This window comes from Roseovarius autotrophicus (assembly GCF_018069895.1).
GTDB lineage: Bacteria > Pseudomonadota > Alphaproteobacteria > Rhodobacterales > Rhodobacteraceae > Roseovarius > Roseovarius autotrophicus.
Window position 1 is genome coordinate 17055 of sequence record NZ_JAGQDH010000019.1, and the last position, 24622, is coordinate 41676.

General features: G+C 63.4%; 25 protein-coding genes. 16 read left to right on the forward strand and 9 right to left on the reverse strand.

Features of this window, described 5'->3' with window-relative positions; all coding sequences use genetic code 11:
• Nucleotides 1–40 precede the first annotated feature (40 nt).
• The gene (locus KAK09_RS14980; RefSeq protein WP_210879751.1) at nucleotides 41–1507 is read right to left on the reverse strand and encodes a complex I subunit 4 family protein; all 1467 of its coding nucleotides are present in this window, start codon (nucleotides 1505–1507) and stop codon (nucleotides 41–43) included.
• Nucleotides 1508–1582: 75 nt separating this feature from the next.
• Nucleotides 1583–3121, reverse strand: a complete 1539-nt coding sequence (locus KAK09_RS14985) for a SulP family inorganic anion transporter (protein WP_210879752.1) — start codon at nucleotides 3119–3121, stop codon at nucleotides 1583–1585.
• 248 nt (nucleotides 3122–3369) lie between these two features.
• Between KAK09_RS14985 and KAK09_RS14990 the strand changes: the two genes are divergently transcribed.
• Nucleotides 3370–3630 (forward strand): hypothetical protein, encoded by a 261-nt coding sequence (locus KAK09_RS14990; protein ID WP_210879753.1) that lies wholly within the window; start codon nucleotides 3370–3372, stop codon nucleotides 3628–3630.
• Between the two features lie 155 nt (nucleotides 3631–3785).
• Here the strand turns inward: KAK09_RS14990 and KAK09_RS14995 are convergent, their stop codons facing one another.
• Genes KAK09_RS14995 through KAK09_RS15010 form a run of 4 tightly spaced genes read right to left on the reverse strand, consistent with a single transcriptional unit; the run spans nucleotide 3786 to nucleotide 7784 of the window.
• Nucleotides 3786–4838 (reverse strand): MFS transporter, encoded by a 1053-nt coding sequence (locus KAK09_RS14995; RefSeq protein ID WP_336244468.1) that lies wholly within the window; start codon nucleotides 4836–4838, stop codon nucleotides 3786–3788.
• The gene (locus KAK09_RS15000; RefSeq protein ID WP_210879754.1) at nucleotides 4835–5842 is read right to left on the reverse strand and encodes an ArsJ-associated glyceraldehyde-3-phosphate dehydrogenase; all 1008 of its coding nucleotides are present in this window, start codon (nucleotides 5840–5842) and stop codon (nucleotides 4835–4837) included. The genes KAK09_RS14995 and KAK09_RS15000 overlap by 4 nt, the downstream gene beginning before the upstream one ends.
• Before the next feature lie 6 nt (nucleotides 5843–5848).
• Nucleotides 5849–6691 (reverse strand): metalloregulator ArsR/SmtB family transcription factor, encoded by an 843-nt coding sequence (locus tag KAK09_RS15005; protein WP_210879755.1) that lies wholly within the window; start codon nucleotides 6689–6691, stop codon nucleotides 5849–5851.
• Between the two features lie 31 nt (nucleotides 6692–6722).
• Nucleotides 6723–7784, reverse strand: a complete 1062-nt coding sequence (locus KAK09_RS15010) for a LacI family DNA-binding transcriptional regulator (protein ID WP_336244469.1) — start codon at nucleotides 7782–7784, stop codon at nucleotides 6723–6725.
• Between the two features lie 112 nt (nucleotides 7785–7896).
• Here KAK09_RS15010 and KAK09_RS15015 point away from each other — a divergent pair, with 112 nt between their 5' ends.
• The 8 genes from KAK09_RS15015 (at nucleotide 7897) to rpsA (ending at nucleotide 16157) form a co-directional block, all read left to right on the forward strand.
• Complete coding sequence (locus KAK09_RS15015; RefSeq protein ID WP_210879756.1) at nucleotides 7897–8073, forward strand: hypothetical protein; 177 nt, start codon at nucleotides 7897–7899, stop codon at nucleotides 8071–8073.
• A gap of 24 nt (nucleotides 8074–8097) precedes the next feature.
• Nucleotides 8098–9246, forward strand: coding sequence for a TRAP transporter substrate-binding protein (locus KAK09_RS15020; RefSeq protein ID WP_210879757.1), 1149 nt, complete (start codon nucleotides 8098–8100; stop codon nucleotides 9244–9246).
• 110 nt (nucleotides 9247–9356) lie between these two features.
• Complete coding sequence (locus KAK09_RS15025) at nucleotides 9357–9863, forward strand: TRAP transporter small permease (RefSeq protein ID WP_210879784.1); 507 nt, start codon at nucleotides 9357–9359, stop codon at nucleotides 9861–9863.
• A gap of 10 nt (nucleotides 9864–9873) precedes the next feature.
• The gene (locus tag KAK09_RS15030; protein WP_210879758.1) at nucleotides 9874–11205 is read left to right on the forward strand and encodes a TRAP transporter large permease; all 1332 of its coding nucleotides are present in this window, start codon (nucleotides 9874–9876) and stop codon (nucleotides 11203–11205) included.
• A 9-nt stretch (nucleotides 11206–11214) separates the two neighbouring features.
• Complete coding sequence (gene hisD, locus KAK09_RS15035) at nucleotides 11215–12522, forward strand: histidinol dehydrogenase (RefSeq protein WP_210879759.1); 1308 nt, start codon at nucleotides 11215–11217, stop codon at nucleotides 12520–12522.
• 1 nt (nucleotide 12523) lies between these two features.
• Entirely contained in the window at nucleotides 12524–13279 is a 756-nt protein-coding gene (locus tag KAK09_RS15040) for an SDR family oxidoreductase (RefSeq protein ID WP_210879760.1), read from the forward strand.
• Entirely contained in the window at nucleotides 13276–14256 is a 981-nt protein-coding gene (locus KAK09_RS15045) for a zinc-dependent alcohol dehydrogenase (protein ID WP_210879761.1), read from the forward strand. Before KAK09_RS15040 ends, KAK09_RS15045 begins: the two co-directional genes overlap by 4 nt.
• Before the next feature lie 221 nt (nucleotides 14257–14477).
• A complete protein-coding gene (gene rpsA, locus KAK09_RS15050; RefSeq protein ID WP_210879762.1) occupies nucleotides 14478–16157 on the forward strand; it encodes a 30S ribosomal protein S1 in 1680 nt (559 codons plus the stop codon).
• A gap of 67 nt (nucleotides 16158–16224) precedes the next feature.
• On the opposite strand, the gene KAK09_RS15055 is transcribed toward rpsA, so the two are convergent.
• Nucleotides 16225–17154, reverse strand: coding sequence for an FkbM family methyltransferase (locus tag KAK09_RS15055; protein WP_210879763.1), 930 nt, complete (start codon nucleotides 17152–17154; stop codon nucleotides 16225–16227).
• A 154-nt stretch (nucleotides 17155–17308) separates the two neighbouring features.
• Between KAK09_RS15055 and KAK09_RS15060 the strand changes: the two genes are divergently transcribed.
• The 3 genes from KAK09_RS15060 (at nucleotide 17309) to KAK09_RS15070 (ending at nucleotide 19610) form a co-directional block, all read left to right on the forward strand.
• Nucleotides 17309–17623 carry a hypothetical protein gene (locus tag KAK09_RS15060; protein ID WP_210879764.1) on the forward strand — a complete coding sequence of 105 codons (315 nt, stop codon included), beginning with the start codon at nucleotides 17309–17311 and terminating at the stop codon, nucleotides 17621–17623.
• 70 nt (nucleotides 17624–17693) lie between these two features.
• A complete protein-coding gene (ahcY, locus tag KAK09_RS15065) occupies nucleotides 17694–19088 on the forward strand; it encodes an adenosylhomocysteinase (protein ID WP_210879765.1) in 1395 nt (464 codons plus the stop codon).
• 180 nt (nucleotides 19089–19268) lie between these two features.
• On the forward strand, nucleotides 19269–19610 hold the full coding sequence (locus KAK09_RS15070) for a DUF2853 family protein (protein ID WP_210879766.1): 342 nt from the start codon (nucleotides 19269–19271) through the stop codon (nucleotides 19608–19610).
• A 6-nt stretch (nucleotides 19611–19616) separates the two neighbouring features.
• Here KAK09_RS15070 and KAK09_RS15075 read toward each other — a convergent pair whose 3' ends face one another.
• A complete protein-coding gene (locus KAK09_RS15075; protein WP_210879767.1) occupies nucleotides 19617–20093 on the reverse strand; it encodes a MarR family winged helix-turn-helix transcriptional regulator in 477 nt (158 codons plus the stop codon).
• A gap of 232 nt (nucleotides 20094–20325) precedes the next feature.
• Here KAK09_RS15075 and ectA point away from each other — a divergent pair, with 232 nt between their 5' ends.
• The 4 genes from ectA to KAK09_RS15095 are packed head-to-tail and all read left to right on the forward strand — an operon-like array spanning nucleotide 20326 to nucleotide 24068.
• Nucleotides 20326–20856: a diaminobutyrate acetyltransferase gene (gene ectA, locus KAK09_RS15080; protein ID WP_247651313.1), complete on the forward strand. Its 531-nt coding sequence runs from the start codon at nucleotides 20326–20328 to the stop codon at nucleotides 20854–20856.
• Between the two features lie 48 nt (nucleotides 20857–20904).
• Nucleotides 20905–22197 (forward strand): diaminobutyrate--2-oxoglutarate transaminase, encoded by a 1293-nt coding sequence (ectB, locus tag KAK09_RS15085; protein ID WP_210879768.1) that lies wholly within the window; start codon nucleotides 20905–20907, stop codon nucleotides 22195–22197.
• A 5-nt stretch (nucleotides 22198–22202) separates the two neighbouring features.
• Nucleotides 22203–22595, forward strand: a complete 393-nt coding sequence (locus KAK09_RS15090; RefSeq protein WP_210879769.1) for an ectoine synthase — start codon at nucleotides 22203–22205, stop codon at nucleotides 22593–22595.
• A gap of 33 nt (nucleotides 22596–22628) precedes the next feature.
• Entirely contained in the window at nucleotides 22629–24068 is a 1440-nt protein-coding gene (locus KAK09_RS15095; protein ID WP_210879770.1) for an aspartate kinase, read from the forward strand.
• Nucleotides 24069–24113: 45 nt separating this feature from the next.
• Here the strand turns inward: KAK09_RS15095 and KAK09_RS15100 are convergent, their stop codons facing one another.
• Nucleotides 24114–24584 carry an Hsp20 family protein gene (locus KAK09_RS15100; RefSeq protein ID WP_210879771.1) on the reverse strand — a complete coding sequence of 157 codons (471 nt, stop codon included), beginning with the start codon at nucleotides 24582–24584 and terminating at the stop codon, nucleotides 24114–24116.
• Nucleotides 24585–24622: the final 38 nt, after the last annotated feature.

A 24622-nucleotide genomic window follows, 5' to 3' on the forward strand; every position in this document is an offset into this window, starting at 1 on the left:
TTTGGCCTTTGTTGTAGTCGCCATCGTGTCCTCCGATCGTTCAGGGATGCAGGGCGGCAGCGATGTCCGCAGCCACAAGGGTGGAAATCAGGCCCGGAAAAAGCCCGAGTATGAGCATGAGTGCAGCAAGCGGCAGCACCGCGGCCAATTCGAGCGTGCCAAGATCGCGCAGCACTGCGCTATCACGCGGTACTGGCATGAGAACCATCCTGCGAAACACTCGCAGCGAAAACGCGGCCGTCAAAATCAGACCGATCCCGGCAAGCGCCGCCGTCAGACCCCACCGTTCAATCCCGCCCATGAACACCTGAAACTCGCCGACAAAACCCGAGAGGCCCGGCAGACCCATCGACGCCAACAGCGTCATGGTCAGCAGCACGCTGAAGCGCGGGGCATTGCGCGCCTGCCCCGTAGACCGGATCAGGCTGCGGCTGTGGGTCTGGGCATAAACAATCCCCACCAGCAGAAAAAGCGCCGCCGTCACCAACCCGTGGCTGAACATCTGCACCGCCGCGCCGCGCAATCCGATCTCGGTCAGCGAACCGATGCCCAGCACCACGAACCCCATATGGCTGACCGAGGAATAGGCGATCATCGCCTTGAGGTCGTCCTGGCGGAACGCCAGCACCGCGCCGTAGACGATGGTCAGCACACCAAGCGCCAGAATGATCGCCCCGAAGATCTCGAACGCGCCGGGCACCATATCGGCCAGCCGCAACAGGCCATAGCCGCCCATCTTCAACAAAATCCCAGACAGCATGATGGAGGCGGGCACCGGCGCCTCGACATGGGCGGTCGGCAACCAGCCATGCAGCGGCACAATCGGCACCTTCACCGCCATGCCCAACGCCACGCAGACGAAAACGAAGCTTTGCAGTTCAATGGGCGCGTTGCGCATTACCTCGGCGATCACCGTCATCTCGAAACCATGAACCGCGCCCTGCGCGACCGCCTCAACATAGGCCGCCATCAGGCCGATCAGCATCACCACCGATCCCGCCAGCGTATACATGAAAAACGAATACGCGGCCTGCGCCCGGCGAGTGCCGCCCCAGATGCCGATCAGGAAAAACATCGGAATGAGCGCGAGCTCCCAGAAGACATAGAACAGGAACCAGTCGCGCGCCGCGAACACTCCCATCACCGCAGCCTCAAGCAGCAGAAACCAGATCAGGAACGGGCGCTCGGCCCTGGTCATCGTTGCGGGAACCACCATCAGCGCGATCAGCGTCAACAGCCCAGTCAGAACCGCCAGTGCCAGCGCCACGCCATCAAGGCCAAGGTGAAACACCACGCCGATTTCCGGCACCCAGGGCAGTCGCGTGGTGAACTGTTCGCCCCCCGCCGTGTCGAACCGCAAGGCCAGCGCAAGCGTCAGGATCAGCGTCGCACCAGCCGCCCCGATGGCAACCTTGAGCGGCCCACGCCCGTCAGCCCCCGCCGGAACAAGCGCTGCGGCCAAAGCACCAAGCACCGGAAGAACGAGCAAAAGTGTCGAAGCGCCCATGTCGGCATTCCTTTTCGATGGTCGGATCAAGCCAAGGTCGTGCCGCAGGCCGAGGGCCCGCGGCACGCGCCGTGATCAGGATGTCGCGCGCAGCGCGGCGACATGGCTTTCGGCAAGGGATTTAAGCCGGTCCTTGCCAATCACCCGCACGCTGCCCCCGGTGCGGGCGTATTCGCCTTCGAAGTCATGCAATTGCTCATGCACCGTGTGATCGATGTAGCGCACCTCGGACAGATCGAGCGTCAGCGCCTTTCCAGGCGGCAGGTCATCCAGAACGCCGCGCAGCGACAGGAAGTTGAGGAACCCATGCGCGCCGCGCAGCTTCAACGTCACTTGCTCTCCGGCGTCAGTGATCTCGGTCGGGGCCTTAACCCCGCGAACCCCGCGCACGGCATTGATGACCAGTGCCAGTACAAAGCCCGCGATCACGCCGATCAGCAGGTCCTCGACCACCACCAGCACCGCCGTCACCGCCATGTAGAAAACCTCTTCGTTTCCGGTCTTGGCGGCGTGGATAAACTCTTTGGGGTGGGCCAGACGAAAGCCGATGAACACTAGCATCCCGGCAAGGGCCGCAAGCGGGATCATGTTGAGCAGCTGCGGAATGGCAACCACAGCCACGGCAAGAAACACCCCATGAAAGAAGTTGGCCCAACGGGTGCGCGCGCCGTTCATGATATTGGCGGAAGAGCGCACCACCTCGGCGATCATCGGCAAACCGCCGACAAAGGACGACAGCGTATTCGCGGCCCCCTTGCCGATCAGTTCGCGGTTCATGTCGGACCGACGTTTCCACGGGTCCATCTTGTCCATTGCCGCGGCGGTCAGAAGCGATTCGAGACTGGCCACGAACACATAGGTGACCACGAATTTCCAGAACAGCGGCGTCGCCACCTGGCTCCAGTCCGGTGAAAGATAGGCGTCGGCAATGTTGGTCGGCACGCTGACCAGAAATGCGTCGGGCACGGACAGCGCCTTGCTAAGCCCGATCGCCACGATGACAACCGCCAGCGGGGCCGGCACAAATTGCGCGATCCTGCCCAGCCGGGGCCACAGGATCATCAGTCCGAGGCTGATGCCACCGATCAAGGCTACCGAAGGCACCATATTGGCGAAACTTGCCGGAATTGCCGCGATCGTCGCAATCATTCCCCCCGAGAAATCCACGCCCACCGCAAGATGAACCTGCTTGGCCATGATGATGATGCCGATCCCCGCGAGCATCCCATGCACCACATTGAGCGGGAATATATTGGTCATCTTGCCAAGCTTCAGCAGTCCCATGCCGATCTGGATGATCCCGCACACGACCCCGACGGCAAGCGCCGCACGAAAGCCCCGGATCAGATCCACATCGCCAGTGGCCGGATCGAAACCCAGCCCGTTGACCGCACCGTAAACGATGGCAATCAGGCCCGCCGCCGCCCCGTTGATCGTCACATGCGATCCGCTGATCAGCGCGCCGATCACCCCGCCGATCACGGCGGTGATCACCCCGGCAATCGGTGGCGCACCCGATGCAATGGCAATGCCAAGGCTCAGCGGCAAGGCGATCAGGAAAAGAATGAATCCCGCCGGCAGATCGAATCGCAAATTCTCAATCAGGCCCGGCACCCAGTCTTTTGGGACCGGGCCCGGATTTTGCGGCGTGTCTGTTGCCTTTTCGGCCATGTTTGTTTCCTCCCTTAAGGTGTCTTGGGTCACGGTTTTGTGCAGGCCATGTGAAAAGTCATATGTGCGTCTGCGCAAATGCGACGGAATTATTCGTGAAAAAAACGCAATGCGCCCTGTTCTCCGACGAAGCCCCATGATAGGAAACGATCAGCCGGTTACCGCCGCACACCTTGCACAGATCATTCGTGATGAACGCCACAAAATCCGACACCGTGATATTTGCGCTTGTAATCGCCTTGGGCGGAACGCTGGCATTCATGTCGGCGATACTTATGAGAAGCACCTCAGTAGGACCTGAAGCCGCGTTTGACACCTTGGTAGGAGTAGGTCTGATCGCTTGGCTCTATGCCGCGATTACCGGGTTGGAAATGGTCAGTCGCCGTACATTTTTGCATGTCTGCACGGCCGCCTTCATCACTGTTCCGATAGCGGTATTGTTGTTTCTCTGATCTGACTTTCAAGAAGGAACTTCGGGGTCCGGTGCAATTACTGAGATGCCGTAATGGGCGAGTCGCTCCCGGGCCCGGCGTAGTGCTGCGTTGTTTTGTTGATTGTCACTGAGAACTGACCCGGCATTTTCATCGAGATCTGACCCACCCAGTCGTTATGATCTTCTGATGGCATTGATGATGTGACCGCCCCCCGACGGCATCAATGTGCCAGGGTGGGTCTGCGATGATCCACAAAGGAGGACGGTCATGTCGGAGATTATCACCCTTCGCGGTTTGGGCGAGCTGAAAACGTAGAGCCCCGCCCAAAGGATCGCGCGCGCGGTGATCGCGGATTCGGGCCGTGTTTGTGCCCCCAGAAGCCGTGGCGCGAGCGCCTGCACCGCGCCATAGGCGATGATCCAGAGCGCCATGAAGCCGCCCACCAGAAAGAACGCCTCTCGCCGCCCCGCATCGGTGCCGTCCGACAGAACCATCTGGAAATAGACCGGGATGCCCACTACAAACCACACGTCACGGGCACCGAACAGGAACATCCGTGAAAGGCTGAGCCGGTTGACGCGGGCATCGCGCGAGCGCCAGCCGCCCCAGGCCTCGGCGGGCTTCATGCGTCCCGGCAGTCCTGCGGGCAGGAACAGCACCACCGCCGCGAGAATAACCGCCAGCACCCCCGCCATGCTCCAGACCGCCGCGTGAAACCCCGCAAGGCCCAAAAGCGCCGCGCCGAGGAAGAAGCCCGCGCCCTTGACCGCGTTCTTGGAGCCGGTGAGGGTGGCGACCCAGCGGAAAAGTCCGCCAACCCCGGCGGGAGCGAGCAGCTTGACGGCGGATTTCGAGGACATCTTGGCCAGATCCTTGGCCACGCCCGACGCGCCCTGCACCGCCATCACGAAGGCGACCGAGGCGGGAATGCCCCACTCTGGGTCAAGCTGCGCCAGCGCCACAAGCGCCCCGATCTGAAGCGCGAGCCCGCCATAGAGCGTCGCGGCAAGCCCGAAGCGCGCGGCAAGCCAGCCGGCGGCGAGGTTGGTGACAATCCCCGCCACCTCATAGAGCAGGAAGAGCCACGCGAGTTGCACCGGCGAAAAGCCGAGCGTGTTGAAATGCAGCAAAACCAGCATCCGCAGCGCGCCATCCGACAGCATGAAGGCCCAATAGGCCGCCGTGACGGCACCGTAAGCGCGCAGCGGATTGACGGCTTCCGTCACAGCGAGGTCGCAACCATGCGGGCGATGTCGCCAAGCCGACAGGCATAGCCCCATTCGTTGTCGTACCAGGCGTAGACCTTTACCTGTGTGCCATTCACGACCATGGTCGAGAGCCCGTCCACGATCGAGGAGCGCGGATCGTTGGTATAATCGGACGAGACGAGCGGGCGCGTCTCGAACCCGAGGATGCCCGCAAGTGGGCCCTCGGAGGCGCCCTGGAAGAGCGCGTTGACCTCTTCGACACTGGTGGTGCGGTCCATCTCGAAGACGCAATCGGTGAGCGAGGCGTTGAGCAGCGGCACGCGCACCGCGTGACCGTTCAGCCGCCCGGTGAGTTCGGGATAGATCAGCGTGATCGCCGTGGCGCTGCCGGTCGTGGTGGGGATGAGGTTCGTCAACGCCGAGCGCGCGCGGCGCATGTCACGCGCGGGCCGGTCCACGATTGTCTGGGTATTGGTCACGTCGTGGATCGTGGTGATCGCGCCGTGGCGGATACCGATGGCCTCATGCAGCACCTTGACCACCGGCGCGAGGCAGTTGGTGGTGCACGAGGCGGCGGTGATGATGGTTTGCGAGCCGTCGTAGAGGTGATGGTTGACGCCATAGACAAGGTTGAGCGCGCCGCCATCCTTGACCGGGGCACTGACCACGACCTTGCGGACCCCGGCCTTGAGATAAGGCGCGATCTTGTCTGCGGTCTTGAACACGCCTGTGCAGTCGATCACCAGATCGACACCGAGTTCGGCAAGGGGCAGCGCGTCGATGGTTTTCTCATGGGTGAGACGGATAGCCTGGCCATTCAGCACCAGCGCGTCGGGCGCATGGTCCACGGGCGTTGGCCATCGGCCATGGACCGAGTCGAACTCCATCAGAAGCGCGTGCTGTTCGGCATCGCCGACGGGATCATTGAGCAGCACGATTTCGCCGTCGCTGCCGCTGTCGATGAGGTCGCGCAGCACGAGTTTTCCGATTCGGCCAAGGCCGTTGAGGGCAATCCGGGTCATGGTAGGTCAGGCTTTCTTTTCCGCGGCGGTGTCGGTGCCGATCTCGTCCACCCGCGCCTGAAGCGCGATGCGGCCGAGGCTCTCGAAGGGCAACTCGACGAAGGCGGCGATGCGGCGGCGCAGGGCGGCATAGGTCTGGGCAAAGACCAGTGCTTTTTCCGCCTCGGTGCCGGTGGCCTTGACCGGGTCAGGCAGGCCCCAATGGCCGGTGATCGGCTGGCCGGGCCAGGGCGGGCAGTCCTCTCCGGCGGCCGTGTCGCAGACGGTAAAGACGAAATCCATCACCGGCGCGTCCTCGTCCTGAAACTCCGACGTGTGTTTGGAATGCAGCATTTCGACTTCGTGCCCGTTTCGGCGCAGCAGGTCGAGCGCGAATGGATTCAGCGCGGAATTGGGCCGCGTGCCAGCGGAGAAGGCGTTGAACTTACCCTTGCCCAGATCGCGCAGCAACGCCTCGGCAAGGATCGAGCGGGCGGAATTGCCCGAGCAGATGAAAAGCACGTTGAAACCTGTATCAGCCATGGTCCTGTCCCTTGTGGCGAGGAGGGTGGCAACAAGATCGGGGCGCGCGCGCCCCACATCGAGCGCGAGGTAGCCGATCAGTGCCTCTGCGGCGTCGAGATCGACGGAATAAAGCAGCGCGCGCCCCTGCCGCTTGGCGCGGATCAACCCGCAAGCGGCGAGGTCGGAAAGGTGATGGGAAAGAGTGTTCTGTTTCAGGCCAAGCGTCGCCGCGATTTCGGTCGGGCGCTGGCCATGCGGCGCAAAGCGCATCAGAAGCCGGAAGACGGCGAGGCGGTCCGGATGACCGAGGGTTGAGAAGGCATGAGCGGCACAAACGATTTCCATATTTCCAGAATAATGGAAATATATGGCCGCCTCAAGTGAAGGTTTGGTGACAGGCCGTTCCCGGTGGTGGCCTGAGCGAGGTGCGGCAGGTGATGGTGGTCTCCAGTTTCACACTCGGCCCCGGATCGGCGCCCGCGCAGAGCGCCACAAGCATCTGCGCCGCGCGGCGGCCCATCTCTCGATGCGGCACATGCACCGTAGTGAGCGCGGGGGTGACGATTCCGGCCAGTTCGATATCGTCAAAGCCGGTGACAGACACATCGCCGGGCACGGAAAGACCCATCTCGCGGGCCGCCATGAGCGCGCCCGCTGCAAAGACATCGTTGCCGCAGAGCACAGCGGTGGGGCGAGGCGCGCGCGCCATCAGTCGCCGGAACGCCTCTGCGCCGTTCTCGATGGAATAGGCCATTTCCTCGACCTGCAAGCGCGCGGTATCCAGCCCCCTCGCGCGCATCGCCGCCTCTATCCCTTCAAAACGTGCGCGGGCGCGATCATTGTGCGCGCGCGGCGCGGTGATCGCGCCGAGGTGCCGGTGGCCCAGCCCCAGAACCTTGTCGGCAAGCGCCTGCATGGCGGCGCGGTTGTCAAAGCCGATGGAAAGGCGCACCGAGGCGGGATCGTGCACCCATGCCGCAAGGTAAGGGATGCGCCGCCGGTCCAGAAGCTCATAGGCTGCCTCGGTCCGGTCATGCCCGATGAGCAGGAGCGCATCGGCCCCGCGCGCGACGAGGGCGCGGATCTGCTCCTCTTCCAGGGCGGGATCATAGGATGAACTGGCCACCAGAAGGGTGATGCCATTGTGGCCAAGCTCTTCCTGAAACGCCTGAAGCCCGCGAGCAAAGATCGCGTTCTCCATCGTCGGGATGATCGCGCCAAAGGTGTTGGTGCGTTTGGCGGCCATGGCGCGGGCGCCGAAATTCGGCGCATAGCCAAGCGCCTCGACCGCTGCCATCACCCGTTCGCGCGTGGCGGCGCTCACCATGCTGGGGGTGTTGAGTGTGCGCGAAACGGTGGCGGTGGACACGCGCGCGCGCGCGGCGACATCTTCAAGTGTCGGCGCGGCGGTGGTCGGGACATCTCGCAGACGTGGCACCTTCTGTCATCCACTTTCAAGCCATTGTGTCGACTGTAATGTAAAAGCTTGCAGTATGCAATGTAAGCCATTACATTCATCGGGACTCATGTCTGCACTGGGAGGAGAAGACATGGCCCTTGTGATTGCCGCGCTGCTCTTTGCGGGCTTCGTGCTCGATGTGGCGCTTGGCGCGCTGGCGGGCGCGGCGTTCCTGAGCGACGTGCAGGCCATGCTGCTGTTGCTCGCGGCTTCCGTCGCCTTCGTCGCGGCCATCCTGCAACGTGAGGCCCAATCAAGAAAACAATGAATTCGCTCAACAGGGAGGAGCACCATGACACCGATCGAAAACGGGCTGGCGTCCGAGGAACGTCGGAATTTCCTGAAGTTGGCCACAAGCGGCGGCTTTACCGCCGCGATGGTGGCCGGGGCGGCGGGGGTTCTGTGGTCGTCCGAGGTGGCGGCGCAGACCCAGCAGGAGGAGCGCGCCCGCGAACAGGCCGCCGATCATGTGATGACGCTGGCCACGGCCTATGTCCTGGGGGCATCGCGCAGCTATCCGATCATGCAGCTCGACCTCAAGGAGAACATCCAGAACGCCACCAACGGCAAGGTCTATGTCAAGCTTGCTCCGGGCGGTCAGCTTGGCACGGGCGGCGCGCTGGTGCAGGCGGTGCAGGGTGGCACGATCCAGTGCGCGCAGCACTCGCTGTCCAACTTCGCGCCCTTTGCCAGCGCGGTCGATCTGATCAACCTGCCCTATTTCTGTGGTTCGAACCAGCGATTCACCAATCTGGTGAGTTCAGAGGCATGGAAGCGGGAGGTGCATCCCAAGATCGAGGCCGCAGGCTTCAAGGCTCTGTTCTATGTGGTGATCGACCCGCGCGTGGTGGCCGTGCGCAAGGGTGGCGCGGGCGCGGTGCTGACGCCGGGCGATCTGCGGGGCGTCAAGTTCCGCGTGCCCGGCTCGCAGATGCTCCAGCAGTATTACCGTATGGTCGGGGCGAACCCGACGCCGGTGGCCTGGGGCGAAACGCCCTCGGCGATCAAGCAGGGCGTGGCCGATGCGCTCGATCCGTCGGTGGGTGCCCTCTTTGTCTTTGGCTTCAAGGATATCCTGAGCCATGTGACCTTTACCCAGGCGGTGCCTGACAGTCAGGTTTATTCGATGAACCTCGAATGGTTCAACGGCCTGCCCGGCGACGTGCAGGAGGGGATCGAATGGGCGGGTGAGATGACTGCGCATCAGAACCTTGCCAAGGTGCCCTCGGCGCGCGCCTATGCCATGGCGGAACTCGACAAGGCAGGGGTGGAGTTCCACAGTCTCAGTGATGATCAGCTTGCCGAATGGCAGACGGCGGGTGGCTATCAGCGCAGTGAGTGGGACGCCTTCAAGGTTGATCTGGCCGGGTCGATGGAGACGTTCGCGCGGCTTGAGGCAGCGGCGGGCACGCAGGGCAGGCACATCGTTCACGACGCCTGAGGCCGGGGCGGGACCGGTGCGGACCGGCCCCGTCTTCCGACCGTGATCGACTGCAACCGACCGCCGGGGCATGGCCCCAAGCGCGGCTACAGGAGGAGCGTGCCGTGAAACTGCTCAAGGCCTTGGACCGCAACGCCGAACGCTGGGCGCTTCTGGTGTTCTATACCTTGCTGGTCGTCACGATGTTCATCGAGGTGCTGCGGCGCGAGCTTCTGTCATATTCCTCGATCTGGGGCGAGGAGATCGTTCGCTATGCCTTCATCTATCTCGCCTGGATCGGCGCGGCGGCGGCCGTGCGAGAGCGCGCCCATATCCGCATCGACGTGATCCTCGAATATGTCGGGCGGCGGGTGAAGGCGGCGCTCTACATCCTTGGCGATCTGGTGATGTTCGCGGTCGCCTGCGTGGCGTTCTACTGGTCGCTGGAGACGGTGCTCGTCTCGGCCAAGTTCGGCTCGGTCACGCATGGGCTGCGGATCAGCCAGGTCTGGTTTCTCTCGGCGGTGCCCATCGGGTTCGGCCTTGTGATGCTTCGTCTCGTGCAATCCTTCCTGCGCGACCTGCACGACCTTCGTCACGGGAATCCCGTCTACGAAGGCGGCAAGATGTTCGACTGAGGGGCGCGCCATGTTCTGGAACCAGATGCAGGAACAGACCATCGAGCTTGGCTGGGATTTCTACGGCCCGGTGATCCTGTTCGTTCTGCTGGTGGCGCTCGCCGTGCCGGTCTGGGCGGCGATCGGGGCGGCGGCTATCGTGATGCTTCTGGTCTCGGGGGCGCTGCCGCTCAGCCTGGTGGGCGAGAGCCTGTTTCACGGCATCGACCATTTCGCGCTGACCGCCGTGCCGCTCTTCATCCTGACCGGTGACGTGCTGGTGCGCACGGGACTGAGCCGCAAGTTCCTTGATGTGGCCGAGGCGCTGACGCAGTTCGCCAAGGGGGGCTTCGGCTCGGCCACGGTGCTGGTCTGCGGGATGTTTGCCGCCATCTCCGGCTCGGACGCGGCGGGGGCGGCGGCGGTGGGGCGCATGACCATCAACCGCCTTGTGGAATCGGGCTATCCGCGCCCCTATGCCTGTGCGCTGGTGGCGGCGGGGGCCTGCACCGGCATCCTCATTCCGCCCTCCATCGCCTATATCGTCATCGGCCTCGTGCTGGGCATCTCGGCCTCGACGCTGTTTCTGGCGGCGGTCATTCCCGGCCTCGCCATCCTGCTCTCGATTCTTGCGACCAATATCATCATGAACCGGCTTCATGGCTGGGAGGGCGGCGGCAACATGTCGTTTGCTGAATGGGCCACGCGGCTCTGGGCGGCGCTCAGGTCGGGCTGGTATGCGTTCATCGTGCCGGGGATCATCTTCTACGGTATCTTCTCGGGGCAGTTGACGCCGACCGAGGCGGGGGCGACGGCGGTGGTGGTGACGATCATCCTCGGTTTCATCCTCGGCACGCTGAAGCTTAGCGATTTCCCGTCGATGCTGATCTCTTCGGCCAAGGTCAACGGGGTGATCCTGCCGATCATCGCCTTCTCATTGCCGCTGGCGCAGGCGCTGGCGATCCTCGGCGTGCCGCAGGGCTTTGTTGCTGCCGCCACCTCGGTGAGCGAGGAGCCATGGGTGCTCATCCTGATGATGGTGCTGATCCTCATCGCGGCGGGGCTGGTGATGGAGACGACGCCGAATATCGTGATCCTCGCCCCGATCCTCAAGCCGCTCGCCGACAATATCGGCATGAACGAGATCCAGTTCTGCATCATGATGATCACCGCGCTTGGCGTGGGCTTCATCACGCCGCCCCTGGGTCTCAACCTTTTCGTTGTCGCGGGGCTGACGGGCGAATCGATCCTCAAGATCGCCTATCGCGCGATACCCTTCGTTCTCTTCATGCTCGTGGTGACGCTGTTCATCGCCTATGTGCCGGCGGTGTCCACCACGCTTCTTCCCGATATCTACAAATAGGACTGGACCATGCCGCGAGATTATCTCAAGAAAGCGACCCTTCATTCGCGCAGCGATTCCTCCGAGACGCGCAAGATCGTTCGCGCCATCCTCGACGATATCGAGGCGGGGGGTGACAAGGCGGCGCTCGACTATGCCGCCAAGTTCGACAAATACGAGGGCGAAATCCTGCTGACGCCCGAGGCCATAGCGGCTGCGACCGCGCAGGTGCCCGAAAAGTTGCGTCGCGATATCGCGTTCGCCCATGCCAATGTCAGGAAATTCGCCGAGGCGCAGAAATCTACCGTGGCCGATTTCGAGGTGGAGGTGGTGCCGGGGCTGATTGCCGGGCAAAAGTCGATCCCCGTGCATGCGGCGGGTTGTTACGTGCCCGGCGGGCGCTACAGCCATATCGCCAGCGCCATCATGACCGTTACCACCGCCAAGGTGGCGGGTTGCCAGAGCATCACCGCCTGTTCGCCGCCGCGCCCAGGCGTGGGCGTGGCTCCCGCGATCATCTATGCCGCCCATATCTGCGGCGCCGACCATATCCTTGCCATGGGTGGCGTGCAGGGGGTAGCGGCGATGACCTTCGGCCTGTTCGGCCTGCCAAAGGCCAACATTCTTGTCGGTCCCGGCAATCAGTTCGTGGCCGAAGCCAAGCGGATGCTGTTCGGGCGCGTGGGGATCGACATGATCGCGGGGCCGACCGACAGCCTGATCCTTGCCGATGCGGGTGCCGATCCGATGATCGTGGCGACCGATCTCGTGGGGCAGGCCGAGCATGGCTACAACTCGCCCGTCTGGCTGGTCACGGATGACCGGGCGCTGGCCGAGGAGGTGATGCGCCTCGTGCCGCTGCTCATTGACGATCTGCCCGAGGTGAACCGCGACAACGCTGCCGCCGCCTGGCGCGACTATGCCGAGGTGATCGTCTGCGCGGACCGCGAGGAAATGGCCGCCACCTCTGACGCCTATGCGCCCGAACACCTGACGGTGCAGGCCGCCGATCTTGACTGGTGGCTGGGGCGGCTGACCTGTTACGGCTCGCTGTTTCTGGGCGAAGAGACCACCGTGGCCTTTGGCGACAAGGCGTCGGGCACCAATCACGTGCTGCCCACCTCAGGGGCGGCGCATTATACCGGGGGGCTGAGTGTCCACAAATACATGAAGATCGTCACCTGGCAGCGCGCCACCCGCGAGGGGGCGAAACCGGTGGCCGAGGCGACCGCGCGGATCTCGCGGCTGGAGGGGATGGAGGGGCACGCGCGCACCGCCGATATCCGCCTGCGCAAGTATTTCCCCGGCGAGAATTTCGATCTCTCGGCAGAGGGCTGACGTGGCGGGCGATCTGTTTTCCGTCGCGGGGCGCGTGGCCTGCGTGACCGGCGCAAGCTCGGGCCTCGGTCGTCACGCGGCGCTGGTGCTGGCGCGCGCGGGGGCGCGGGTGGTGGGCGTGGCACGGCGGCGCGCGGCGCTGGAGGCGTGGCAGGAAGAGGCCGGGCCTGATGCCGTCGCAGTCGTGGGCGACGTGGCCCTGCGCGAAAGCCTGCCCGATCTGGCGCGCCAGATCGCCTCGCGCTTCGGCCCGCCCGATATCGTCGTCCATGCCGCCGGTCTAAACACGCGCGAGCCGGCGGATGAAGTGACGCCGGAGGGGTGGGAGGCGACGCTCAATGTCAATCTCACCGCGCCGTTCTTCCTGTCACAGGCACTGGTGCCCGCGATGCAGGCGCGGGGCTGGGGACGGATCGTCAATTTCGCCTCGCTGCAATCCTTTCGCGCCTTTCCCGGCGGCATCGCCTATGGTGCGTCCAAGGGCGGCGTGGCCCAGATGACCCGCGCCATGGCCGAGGCATGGTCAGCCTATGGCATCACCACCAATGCGCTTGGACCGGGGTTTTTCCCGACCGAACTGACGGCGGCGGTGTTCGGTGACCCCGCCCGCGCGGCGCGCAACGCGGCGCAGACCTGCATCGGGCGCAACGGGCGGATGCAGGATATCGACGGGCCGCTGCTGTTTTTGTGCTCGGATGCTTCGGCCTATGTCACGGGGCAGATCCTTATGGTGGATGGGGGGTTCACGGCACGATGAAGGCACTTGTCTATACTGGCATCGAATCGCTCGATTTCCGCGAGGCCCCCGATCCGCAGCCCGCCGCGGGCGAGGTACTGATCCGGGTCGAGAGTGTGGGCATCTGCGGCTCGGACATGCACGCCTATCTTGGCCACGACGCGCGCCGTCCCGCACCGCTGATCCTTGGGCACGAGGCCGCGGGCGTGATCGCCGCAGGGCCCCGCGCGGGCGAACGGGTGACCGTGAACCCGCTGGTGACATGCGGCGCCTGTCCGGCCTGCCGCTCGGGGCGCGAGAACCTCTGCCCCATGCGGCAGATCATCTCCATGCCGCCGCGTGAGGGGGCATTCGCCGAATTCGTGCGGATGCCCGAGCGCAATCTTGTCACCGTGCCCGATGCTGTGCCGCTCGACATCGCCGCGCTGGCCGAGCCGCTGGCGGTGAGCTGGCACGCAGCAAGGCTGGGGCTGGCGGCGCTGCACGGGGCGGATGCGCGCCGCGCGCTGGTGATCGGCGGTGGCGCGATCGGGTTGGCCGCGGCGCTGGCCCTCCGGGCAATGGGATGCCCCGAGGTCGTGGTGGTCGAACCGAACCCGGCGCGGCGCAGCTATCTTGCGCTGCGTTGCGAGGTGGCGGCAGTGGCCGCGCCCGAGGGCGACTGGCCGCTGGTGGTGGACGCCGTGGGCCTTGCCGCCACCCGCGCCACCGCCTCGGCTCTGACAGCCCCCGGTGGCGTGATCGTCCATATCGGGCTTGGCGAGGATGCGGGCGGGCTGGATATAAGGCGGATGACGCTTCAGGAAATTACCTTCATCGGCACCTATACCTATACGGCGCAGGATTTCCGCGATACCGCGAAGGCGATGTTTGCGGGCCGCCTAGGGCCGCTCGACTGGGCCGAGACGCGCCCGCTCTCCGAGGGCGCACGCGCCTTTGGCGATATGCGCGCAGGCCGCATTGCCGCGCCCAAGATCGTGCTCAAGCCGCAGAGGTGAAGGAGGGCAAGGCAAGAACACGCCTTCCCGCTTGATTTGCGCTGCGCCTCCGGCTATATGCCCCCTGTCAACAAGGCGGAACCGCCACGAAGCCAAGAGATCGAGCAGGGTCGGCAACACCGGCCCTCTTTGTTTTGTGCCCCGTCTGACCAATGAACCCCTCAAGACCGGCGGAGACAACCGCGCGGCCGGAAAACAGATGTAAAGGAAACAGACGCCACATGGCTCAGAACGCATCCATGGAGGAATTCGAGGCCCTCCTTAATGAAAGCCTCGAAATGGACACGCCCGACGAGGGCTCTGTCGTCAAGGGCCGGGTCATCGCCATCGAGGCGGGCCAGGCCATCATCGATGTCGGCTACAAGATGGAAGGCCGCGTCGATCTCAAGGAATTCGCAAATCCCGGCGAGCAGCCCGACATTGCCGTGGGCGATGAGGTCGAGGTGTTCCTGCGCTCGGCAGAGAACTCGCGCGGCGAAGCCGTAATCAGCCGCGAGATGGCCCGCCGCGAAGAGGCATGGGACCGTCTCGAGAAAGCCTATGCCGACGAGGAGCGCGTCGAAGGCGCGATCTTTGGCCGCGTCAAGGGCGGGTTCACCGTCGATCTCGGCGGGGCCGTGGCATTCCTGCCCGGCTCTCAGGTCGATGTGCGCCCCGTGCGCGACGCGGGGCCCCTGATGGGCCTCAAGCAGCCCTTCCAGATCCTCAAGATGGATCGTCGCCGCGGCAATATCGTCGTGTCGCGCCGCGCCATCCTGGAAGAAAGCCGCGCCGAACAGCGCGCCGAAGTCATCGCCAACCTCACCGAGGGGCAGAATGTCGATGGCGTGGTCAAGAACATCACCGAATACGGGGCCTTCGTGGACCTCGGCGGTGTCGATGGCCTCTTGCACGTCACCGACATGGCGTGGCGGCGTGTCAACCACCCGTCGGAAATCCTCTCGATCGGAGAGACCGTCAAGGTTCAGGTCATCAAGATCAACAAGGAAACCCACCGTATCAGCCTGGGCATGAAGCAGCTTCAGGAAGATCCGTGGGATGTGGTGGGCGCGAAGTATCCGCTCAGCTCGGTCCATACCGGCCGCGTCACCAACATCACCGATTACGGCGCCTTCGTGGAACTGGAACCGGGGGTCGAGGGGCTTGTGCACGTCTCGGAAATGTCCTGGACCAAGAAGAACGTGCATCCCGGCAAGATCGTCTCCACCTCTCAGGAGGTCGAGGTCATGGTGCTGGAGATCGACGGTGCGAAACGCCGCGTTTCGCTGGGCCTCAAGCAGTGCATGCGCAATCCCTGGGAAGTGTTCGCTGAACAGCACCCGCCGGGCACCGAGGTCGAGGGCGAGGTCAAGAACATTACCGAGTTCGGCCTTTTCATCGGCATGGATGGCGACATCGACGGCATGGTTCACCTCAGCGACCTCAGCTGGGACGAGCGTGGCGAGGATGCGATCCAGCACTACAAGAAAGGCGATGTTGTTCAGGCGGTTGTTTCCGAGGTCGACGTCGAGAAGGAGCGAATTTCGCTCTCGATCAAGTCGCTGGGCGGTGACAAGTTCGCCGAAGCCGTGGGCGGCGTGAAACGCGGTTCGATCATCACCGTCACCGTGACGGCGATCGAAGATGGCGGCATCGAGGTGGAGTATGAGGGCATGAAGTCCTTCATCCGCCGCTCCGACCTGTCGCGCGACCGTGCCGAACAGCGGCCCGAACGCTTCTCGGTTGGCGATAAGGTTGATGTGCGCGTGACCAACGTGGACAGCAAGACCCGCCGTCTGGGCCTGTCGATCAAGGCCCGCGAGATCGCCGAGGAACAGGAAGCCGTGGCGCAATATGGCTCGTCGGATTCGGGCGCATCGTTGGGCGACATTCTTGGTGCGGCGCTCAAGGGCGACAAGTAAACGAGAAGATCCTGTCAGGATCGATGAGCGGCCCCGCCTTGTGCGGGGCCGTTCTGCTTTGTCCCGCTCACCCCGTCGCGACGAGTCCGCTTCGTCCTGCCGGCTGCGGCCAGCGGGCCTCGAACGTGGCCAGAAGTGGCGATGCGGTGCGTATGGCGAGAAAATTGTAGCCTTTGAAAGGGTCGGTCTTGCGGCTGCGGATACTGGCCAGATCGGGCATGGGGACAAGCCCGCTATCAATGGAATAAAGTCGTATCTCGGGGTCGGACAGCAGGTGCGCGCTTACCGTGCAGGCGGGATCATTGCCGTGATCCTCGTAGATCAGCGCCCCCCCCTGCGCCAGCGTGCGTGCAGCCCCCGCGATAGCGGCGATCTCGGCGCCTTCCACATCAAGCTTGATCAGCGCGGCGACACCCTCGGGCACCAGATCGTCTATCGCTAGCGTCGTCACGGTTTCGGTGTGGTCCTGCGCACCCGCCGGCGCGTCGCCCATGAGACGGGCGGAGGCGTGGCTGAGATGGGTGTTGACGAAGCGCAGCGTCTCGCCCGAGTGCGCGTGGATGGCGGCATGATGCAGGTTGACGTTGGGCAGATCGCGCGCGTTCTCCTGCAACTCCTCGAAGGTGGCCGCCGACGCTTCGACCGCGATCACGCGTTCGAACAACGGCGCGGCGCGGGTGGTCCAGTAACCCTTGTTCGCGCCGAGATCGCAGAAGATGGGCGTGGCGCCGGCGGCGGCGCGCAGGATGGCGGCGACCTCGGGCTCGTAGGGTGGGCGGTAGAGCGCGAATCGGGTCCAGTAGCCGTCATTCAGGGTGATGCGGAAGGGCGGCGCGCCGTCCTCGTGCAGAAACACCGCGTTGCCCGCGGGAAAGAGCCGCGCAAGGCCGCGGGCGAAACGACCATAAAGGGCGCGTGTCACGGCAAGCCGGAACAGCCCCATCAGCAAGTGAAACTGAAGCCGCGCCGAGGGTGAGGAGAAGGTGAGCCGTGCCATGAGACCAGAGGTAACGCGTCGCCCCTCCCGGCGCTAGCGGCACACATGGGCCACACGCGCTTGTGCGCCGAGTTTTAGTGAAAAACTGCCCCCGCATTCCCAGACTTGAAGCATGAAACCGGCGCATCCCGCGCCAGCACGAAAGGAGAACCCCATGTTCAAACGTCTTTGTTCCACCGCAATCATCTTTGGCGCCGCCGCGCTTGCCCCGCCCACAATGGTGCAGGCGCAGGCGACGACCTGTCTGCCGCGAACGGCGCTCGTCGAGCGGCTCGAGGGGCGCTACAAGGAGCATCTCGCTGGGGGCGGGCTGCAGAACCCGCAACAATTGCTTGAGGTATGGGCCTCGGACGAGACCGGCAGCTTCACCGTCTTCGTCACCCGTCCCGACGGGATCAGCTGTGTCGTGGCGACCGGGCAGCACTGGAACAGCGTCACCACAAGCCGCCCGGCCGGGGTGGCGGGATAAGGCGCATTGCCCATCGGGGGGGTGGGTGCTATCTGCCTTGCAAGTTGAAAATGCAAGGAGCCGCCCCTCGATGGCACAGGATTACATCGTCAAGGATATTGACCTAGCCGCCTATGGGCGCAAGGAACTGGATATAGCCGAAACCGAAATGCCGGGCCTTATGGCGCTGCGCGCGGAATACTTAGAGGCACAGCCGCTCAAGGGGGCGCGGATTGCCGGCAGCCTGCACATGACGATCCAGACCGCCGTTCTGATCGAGACGCTGGTGGCGCTCGGCGCCGAGGTCCGTTGGGCAAGCTGCAACATCTTCTCCACGCAGGATCACGCGGCGGCGGCGATCGCAGCGGGCGGGACGCCGGTTTTCGCGATCAAGGGCGAGACGCTGGAGGAATACTGGGATTACGCCGACCGGATATTTCAGTTCCCCGAAGGCGGAGCGAACCTGATCCTGGATGATGGCGGCGATGCCACGCTCTACATCCTCATGGGTGCGCGGGTCGAGGAAGGCGAGGAAGAGCTGATCGCCGTGCCCCAATCGGAGGAGGAGGAGGCGCTCTTTGCGCAGATTCGCAAGCGCATGACGGCGAGTCCGGGCTGGTTCGTGAAACAACGCCACATGATCAAGGGGGTTTCCGAAGAGACCACGACCGGCGTGCACCGTCTCTACAAGATGATGGAAAAGGGCCATCTTCCCTTTCCGGCGATCAACGTGAATGACAGCGTGACCAAGTCGAAATTCGACAACAAGTATGGCTGCAAGGAAAGCCTTGTGGACGGTATCCGCCGTGCTACCGACACGATGATGGCGGGCAAGGTCGCGGTGGTCTGTGGCTATGGTGATGTGGGCAAGGGCTCTGCCGCGTCGCTGCGGGGGGCGGGCGCGCGCGTCAAGGTCACCGAGGTCGATCCGATCTGCGCGCTTCAGGCGGCGATGGACGGGTTCGAGGTGGTGCTGCTTGAGGATGTGGTCGCGACAGCGGATATCTTCATCACCACCACAGGCAACAAGGATGTCATTCGCATCGAGCACATGCGCGAGATGAAGGACATGGCGATTGTCGGCAATATCGGCCATTTCGACAATGAAATTCAGGTGGCCGCGCTCAAGAACCACAAATGGACCAACATCAAGGAACAGGTGGACATGATCGAGATGCCCTCGGGCAATCGCATCATCCTGCTTTCCGAGGGGCGTCTGCTGAACCTTGGCAATGCCACCGGCCATCCGAGTTTCGTGATGTCGGCGTCGTTTACCAATCAGGTGCTGGCACAGATCGAACTCTGGACCAGGGGCGGCGAGTATGGCAACGAGGTCTATGTGTTGCCCAAGCATCTTGATGAAAAGGTTGCGCGGCTGCATCTTGAGCGGATCGGCGTGAAATTGACCCAGCTCAGCCCGGACCAGGCAGCCTATATCGGGGTGCCACCCGAGGGCCCGTTCAAGCCCGATCAATACCGCTATTGAGCGGCCTTCACGCGTGACATGCGCCTGCTGACCGCTGGTCGGCGGGCGTTTTGCATGCGCGCAGGCTGCGGCGATTTCCGCTTTGTGCATCCCAAGTCAGCCGCTATCGTCGGGGCAGCCCGTTTGGGGTCTTTTCGAAACCGGAATCGGGCCATGCGGTCGAGTCAAGGGAGTGATTACATGGGAAAACGTGACGATCTGATTGCGCGCTATGCGGATGACCTTCGCAACAAATGCGGGATGGAGCCGGATATGGACCTGCTCGGCAAGGTGACGATCGGCTGCGGCCCGGCGATTTACAACGCCGATGCCTCGACCGTGGCGGCGGGGCAGCCGGCCGAGATTGAGACGGTCAAGAACAATTTCCTGATCAAGAAGCTGGGCCTTGCCGACAGTCCCGCGTTGACCGACGCGATCAATCAGGTGCTTGAGACCTATGGCCGGTCGGAGCGCAACAAGTATCGTGCGGTTGTTTATTACATGCTGACCAAGCATTTCGGCAAGGAAGCGGTTTACGGCTGAGGCGCGTCAGGACGCGTCGCGCAGATCGCCCGTGTCGAGCACGGGTGAGGCGTCAAGCGCGTCCGCGTCGAGCATCGCCGCGATACGTTCGAGCGAGGCGACAAGCTGCGCCTGCTCCCAATCGGCGAGCGCCTCGAATTTCCGCACATAGCGTTGTTGCAGCGCGTCGGGCGCGCGGCGGATCGTGTCGCGCCCGCGCTGCGTGATGACTATGTTCGTCTGACGGCGGTCGGCGGCGGACTTTTCTCGCGTAACCATGCCGTGTTTCACAAGCTTGTCCACAAGCGATGTCACCGTCGCCTGGCTTACCCGCATGCGGCGGGCGATGTCGGTGGCGGTGGTCTGGCCGCGTTCGGCCACGATTTGCAGAACCCGGAACTGCACGGCCGTCAGCCCCGCCGCATTGGCGAGCTTTTGCCCGTAGATCTCGGTTGCGCGCAGGATGCGGCGCAGCGCGATCAGGCTCTGGTCGGTGCGATCCATTCGGCCTCCTTTGGTGATCGAAGCAATGGTCGCAAAGCTTTCACTCAATTGCAATCTCGGCCTCCTGTGGTCATTCATTCATAATATAAAATAAATATTATATATAAAATGGACTATTTTCCACATTTTGAGTGATTTATGACGCTTAATTGAGATTATTGGATCGAGTGTTGATTTTGTAGGCTAAGTATTATATTTAGGCATTCAAAGCAACAATAGAGGCCGTGCATTCATGCGACATGCGATGGAACTGTTTCGAAAGACCTTGCCCGCCCTGCGCAAGCCGGGGGCGGAGGATGGGGCTGCGATCTGGCGGCTGATCCGGGAGTGCAAGCCGCTCGATGAGAATTCCATGTATTGCAACCTGATTCAGTGCGATCATTTCCGCGACACCTGCATCGTCGCCGAGATCGACGGCGAGATTGTGGGCTGGGTTTCGGGCCATATCCTGCCGGACGACCCCGAGACGCTCTTTGTCTGGCAGGTGGCCGTGTCGGAAAAGGCGCGCGGCACCGGCCTTGGCACGTTGATGCTGCGCGGGCTTCTGTCGCGCGATGTGTGCGAGGATGTGACGCGGGTGCAAACCACGATCACCCGCGACAATGCCGCAAGCTGGGCGCTGTTCCGCAAGTTTACCAACATCAAGGACGCCGCCCTGTCGAGCGCGCCCTATTTCACGAAATCCCAGCATTTCGACGATCTGCACGACACCGAATACATGGTCACGATCACCATGAAAGAGCGGATGAAGAAGGCGGCCTGAGCCTCGGGCCCCTCTCCGCCATCCCCCAATCACATGAAGGAACATGCCATGCCGACTGAGCAATCAGCCGATCTTGAAATTTTTGCCCGCCGCGAGAGCCAGGCGCGCAGCTATTGCCGCAGCTTTCCCAAGTCCTTCGTCAAGGCGCAGGGATCGGAGCTGACCGATGCGTCAGGGCGCACCTATATCGACTTTCTCGCCGGGTGCTCATCGCTCAACTACGGCCACAATGACCCCGACATGAAGGCCGCGCTGATCGCGCATATCACCGCCGACGGGATCACCCATGGCCTTGACATGCATACAGACGCCAAGGCCGATTTCCTGCGCGCCTTCGAGGAAATCATCCTGCAACCGCGCGGCATGGATCACAAGGTGATGATGACCGGCCCGACCGGCACCAACGCGGTCGAGGCAGCGATGAAGCTGGCGCGCAAACTCACCGGGCGGCGCAACATCATCGCCTTTACCAACGGGTTCCACGGCATGACCATGGGCGCACTGTCATGCACCGGCAACGCGGGCAAGCGCGCGGGCGCGGGCGGCGGGCCGCTCTGCGGGACCACCCACATGCCGTTTGAAGGCGCCTTCGGTGAGGGCGTGGACAGCCTGCATATCATCGAGGAAATGCTCGCCAACCCGTCGAGCGGCGTCGATGCCCCCGCCGCCTTCATCATCGAGCCGGTGCAGGGCGAGGGCGGCCTCAATGCGGCCTCCACCGCCTTCATGCAGGGGATTGCCCGGCTGGCCAAGGCGCATGGCGCGCTGCTCATTGTCGATGACATTCAGGCGGGATGCGGGCGCACCGGCACGTTCTTCAGCTTCGAGGGAATGGGCATCGAGCCGGATCTCATCCCGCTGGCCAAGAGCTTTTCCGGCATGGGCCTGCCCTTTGCCGCGCTGCTGATCAAGCCCGAGCATGATATCTGGGGCCCGGCCGAGCATAACGGCACCTTCCGGGGCAACACCCATGCCTTTGTCACCGCGCGGGTGGCGCTGGAGAAGTTCTGGCGCGACGATGCCTTTCAGCGCGACATCGCGGCCAAGGCCGGGATCGTGCGCGAGGGGCTGCAAGCGATTGCCGATAGGGTGCCCGGCGCGCGCCTCAAGGGGCGCGGCATGATGCAGGGCGTGGATGTGGGCAGCGGCGATCTGGCGGGTGATATCTGCGCGCGGGCGTTTGAAAAGGGTCTGGTGATCGAGACCTCTGGCGCGCATGATGAGGTGGTCAAGGTGCTCGCGCCGCTGACCACGCCCGATGCGCTGTTGCGCAAGGGGCTGGAAATCTTGCAGGCGGCCGCGCGCGAGGCAGTCAACACAACCAGAATGGCAGCGGAGTAACGCGGATGATCGTGAGGGATTTTAACAAGATCGTGGCAAGCGAGCGCGAGCGCGTCGTCTCGGACGCGCAATGGTCAAGCGTGCGGATGCTTCTGGCCGATGACGGGATGGGGTTTTCGTTCCACATCACCTTCCTTGAGCCGGGATCGGAGCACACGTTCGAATACAAGAACCATTTCGAGAGCGTCTATTGCATGCAGGGCACCGGCTCGATCACCGATCTGGCCACCGGCGAGACGCATGAGATCAAGCCCGGTGTCATGTATGCGCTGGACAAGCATGATCGCCACACGCTGCGCGCCACGGAAGAGCTTGTGATGGCCTGCTGCTTCAATCCGCCCGTGACCGGCAAGGAAGTGCATCAGGCCGATGGCTCTTACGCGCTTGAAACAAGCTGAGAGGGTCGGGGCAATGACCCCGGCAAGAGGAATATGACCTTACCAACCCATACCGTCGAGAAGATCGGCGGCACGTCGATGAGCCGTGTCGCCGAATTGCTCGACACGCTCTTTATCGGGGATCGCACGGGCGCGGCGCTTTATGGGCGCGTGTTCGTGGTCTCGGCCTTTGGCGGGATCACCAACCTGCTCTTGGAGCACAAGAAATCCGGGCAGCCGGGGGTCTATGCGCGCTTTGCCAACAATGACGACGATCACGGCTGGCTTGATGCGCTGACCGAGGTGGGGCGCGCCATGCGCGCGGCGCATGGCGACATCCTCGACAACCCCGGAGACCGCAGCATGGCGGACGAATTCGTGCGCGAGCGGATCGAGGGGGCGCGGTCCTGCCTCTTTGATCTTCAACGGCTGTGCTCTTACGGGCATTTCCGGCTTGGCGATCACATGATGGTCATCCGCGAATTGCTCTCGGGTCTGGGCGAGGCGCATTCGGCCTTTGCCACCACCCTGCTGTTGCAGCGGGCCGGCGTGAATGCGCGGTTCATCGACCTCAGCGGCTGGCGCGACGAGAGCGAGCACTCGCTTTCCGAACGGATCGCGGCGGGGCTGCGGGATGTGGACCTGAGCACCGAGATGCCGATCGTCACCGGCTATGCGCAATGCTCCGAAGGGTTGATGCGAGAGTTCGACCGGGGCTATTCCGAGGTGACATTCGCCCGCATCGCCGCCCATACCGGCGCGCGCGAGGCGATCATCCACAAGGAATTTCACCTGTCCTCGGCCGATCCGAAACTGGTGGGTGAGGGTGCCGTGCGCAAGCTGGGGCACACGAATTACGATGTGGCCGATCAGCTCTCGAATCTGGGGATGGAGGCGATCCACCCCAAGGCGGCCAAGACGCTGCGTCAGGCCGAGGTGCCGTTGCGGGTGACGAATGCGTTCGATCCCGGCGATCCCGGCACGCTGATCGACGACCAGCCGACAGAGACACCGGCGGTGGAGATCGTGACCGGCCTCAAGGTGGTGGCGCTGGAGCTGTTCGAGCAGGACATGGTGGGCGTCAAGGGTTATGACGCGGCCATTCTGGACGCCCTCAAGCGGCACAATGTCTGGATCGTCTCCAAGACCTCGAACGCCAATACGATCACCCATTACGTGCAGGCCTCGCTCAAGACGGTGCGGCGGGTGGCGCGGGATCTGGAGGCGCTCTATCCAGCGTCGCAGGTTTCGGCGCGGACCCTGGCGCTGGTGTCGCCTATCGGGCGCGACCTCAAGGGCCTGAGGGTGCTGAGCCGGGGCCTGAGCGCGCTGGAAGAGGCGGATATCGAGGTGGTCGCCGCCCATCAGACGCCGCGCGGCGTGGACGTGCAATTCGTCATCGCGGCAGAGGCATTGGACGCCGGAATCGCCGCTTTGCACCGCGCCTTGATCGAGGAAGCGCCGCCCGTGACAGGGGTAGCCAAAGCCGCATAAGGACATAAGGCCCGGTCGGTCCGACCGGGCCTTGTTTTTGCGCGATCAGTTCACCTTTTCGGCGTCGATCACGTCCTTGTCGGATGCCGTTCCGGTGCTGGCGATGGCGATGCGGCGGGGTTTGAGGGCCTCGGGCACCTCGCGGGCAAGCTCGATATGGAGCATCCCGTCGGCATGGCTCGCCCCGGTCACGCGGACATGATCGGCAAGCTGAAAGCGCCGCTCGAAGGCGCGGGTGGCGATGCCGCGATGCAGGTAGGTGCGGCCCTCGTCCTCGTCGCGCTTGCGCGCGGAGACCACAAGCGCGCCCTCCTTCACCTCGACCGAGAGATCCTCGGCGGCAAAGCCCGCCACGGCGATCGAGATGCGATAGGCATCGTCGGCGGTCTTTTCGATGTTGTAGGGCGGATAAGTGGGTTGGGTCACGTCGCTGGCCATCACCCGGTCGAGCAGATCGGCGATCTGGTCGAAACCGACAGTGGCCCTGTAGAGCGGTGCAAGATCGAAGTTACGCATGGTCATCCTCCTTGAAGCGATAACAAATTTGCCTTCCC

Bases quoted from the DNA above. Each gene is read 5' to 3' on its own strand.
- KAK09_RS15045 (WP_210879761.1), top strand. From the start codon at position 13,276: ATGAAGGCACTTGTCTATACTGGCATCGAATCGCTCGATTTCCGCGAG.
- ectA (WP_247651313.1), top strand. From the start codon at position 20,326: ATGCGACATGCGATGGAACTGTTTCGAAAGACCTTGCCCGCCCTGCGC.
- KAK09_RS15005 (WP_210879755.1), bottom strand. From the start codon at position 6,691: ATGGAAATCGTTTGTGCCGCTCATGCCTTCTCAACCCTCGGTCATCCG.
- rpsA (WP_210879762.1), top strand. From the start codon at position 14,478: ATGGCTCAGAACGCATCCATGGAGGAATTCGAGGCCCTCCTTAATGAA.
- KAK09_RS14980 (WP_210879751.1), bottom strand. From the start codon at position 1,507: ATGGGCGCTTCGACACTTTTGCTCGTTCTTCCGGTGCTTGGTGCTTTG.
- KAK09_RS15060 (WP_210879764.1), top strand. From the start codon at position 17,309: ATGTTCAAACGTCTTTGTTCCACCGCAATCATCTTTGGCGCCGCCGCG.
- KAK09_RS15095 (WP_210879770.1), top strand. From the start codon at position 22,629: ATGACCTTACCAACCCATACCGTCGAGAAGATCGGCGGCACGTCGATG.
- KAK09_RS15020 (WP_210879757.1), top strand. From the start codon at position 8,098: ATGACACCGATCGAAAACGGGCTGGCGTCCGAGGAACGTCGGAATTTC.
- KAK09_RS14990 (WP_210879753.1), top strand. From the start codon at position 3,370: ATGAACGCCACAAAATCCGACACCGTGATATTTGCGCTTGTAATCGCC.
- KAK09_RS15075 (WP_210879767.1), bottom strand. From the start codon at position 20,093: ATGGATCGCACCGACCAGAGCCTGATCGCGCTGCGCCGCATCCTGCGC.
- KAK09_RS15070 (WP_210879766.1), top strand. From the start codon at position 19,269: ATGGGAAAACGTGACGATCTGATTGCGCGCTATGCGGATGACCTTCGC.
- KAK09_RS15015 (WP_210879756.1), top strand. From the start codon at position 7,897: ATGGCCCTTGTGATTGCCGCGCTGCTCTTTGCGGGCTTCGTGCTCGAT.
- KAK09_RS15030 (WP_210879758.1), top strand. From the start codon at position 9,874: ATGTTCTGGAACCAGATGCAGGAACAGACCATCGAGCTTGGCTGGGAT.
- ectB (WP_210879768.1), top strand. From the start codon at position 20,905: ATGCCGACTGAGCAATCAGCCGATCTTGAAATTTTTGCCCGCCGCGAG.
- KAK09_RS15100 (WP_210879771.1), bottom strand. From the start codon at position 24,584: ATGCGTAACTTCGATCTTGCACCGCTCTACAGGGCCACTGTCGGTTTC.
- ahcY (WP_210879765.1), top strand. From the start codon at position 17,694: ATGGCACAGGATTACATCGTCAAGGATATTGACCTAGCCGCCTATGGG.
- KAK09_RS15000 (WP_210879754.1), bottom strand. From the start codon at position 5,842: ATGACCCGGATTGCCCTCAACGGCCTTGGCCGAATCGGAAAACTCGTG.
- KAK09_RS15090 (WP_210879769.1), top strand. From the start codon at position 22,203: ATGATCGTGAGGGATTTTAACAAGATCGTGGCAAGCGAGCGCGAGCGC.
- hisD (WP_210879759.1), top strand. From the start codon at position 11,215: ATGCCGCGAGATTATCTCAAGAAAGCGACCCTTCATTCGCGCAGCGAT.
- KAK09_RS15055 (WP_210879763.1), bottom strand. From the start codon at position 17,154: ATGGCACGGCTCACCTTCTCCTCACCCTCGGCGCGGCTTCAGTTTCAC.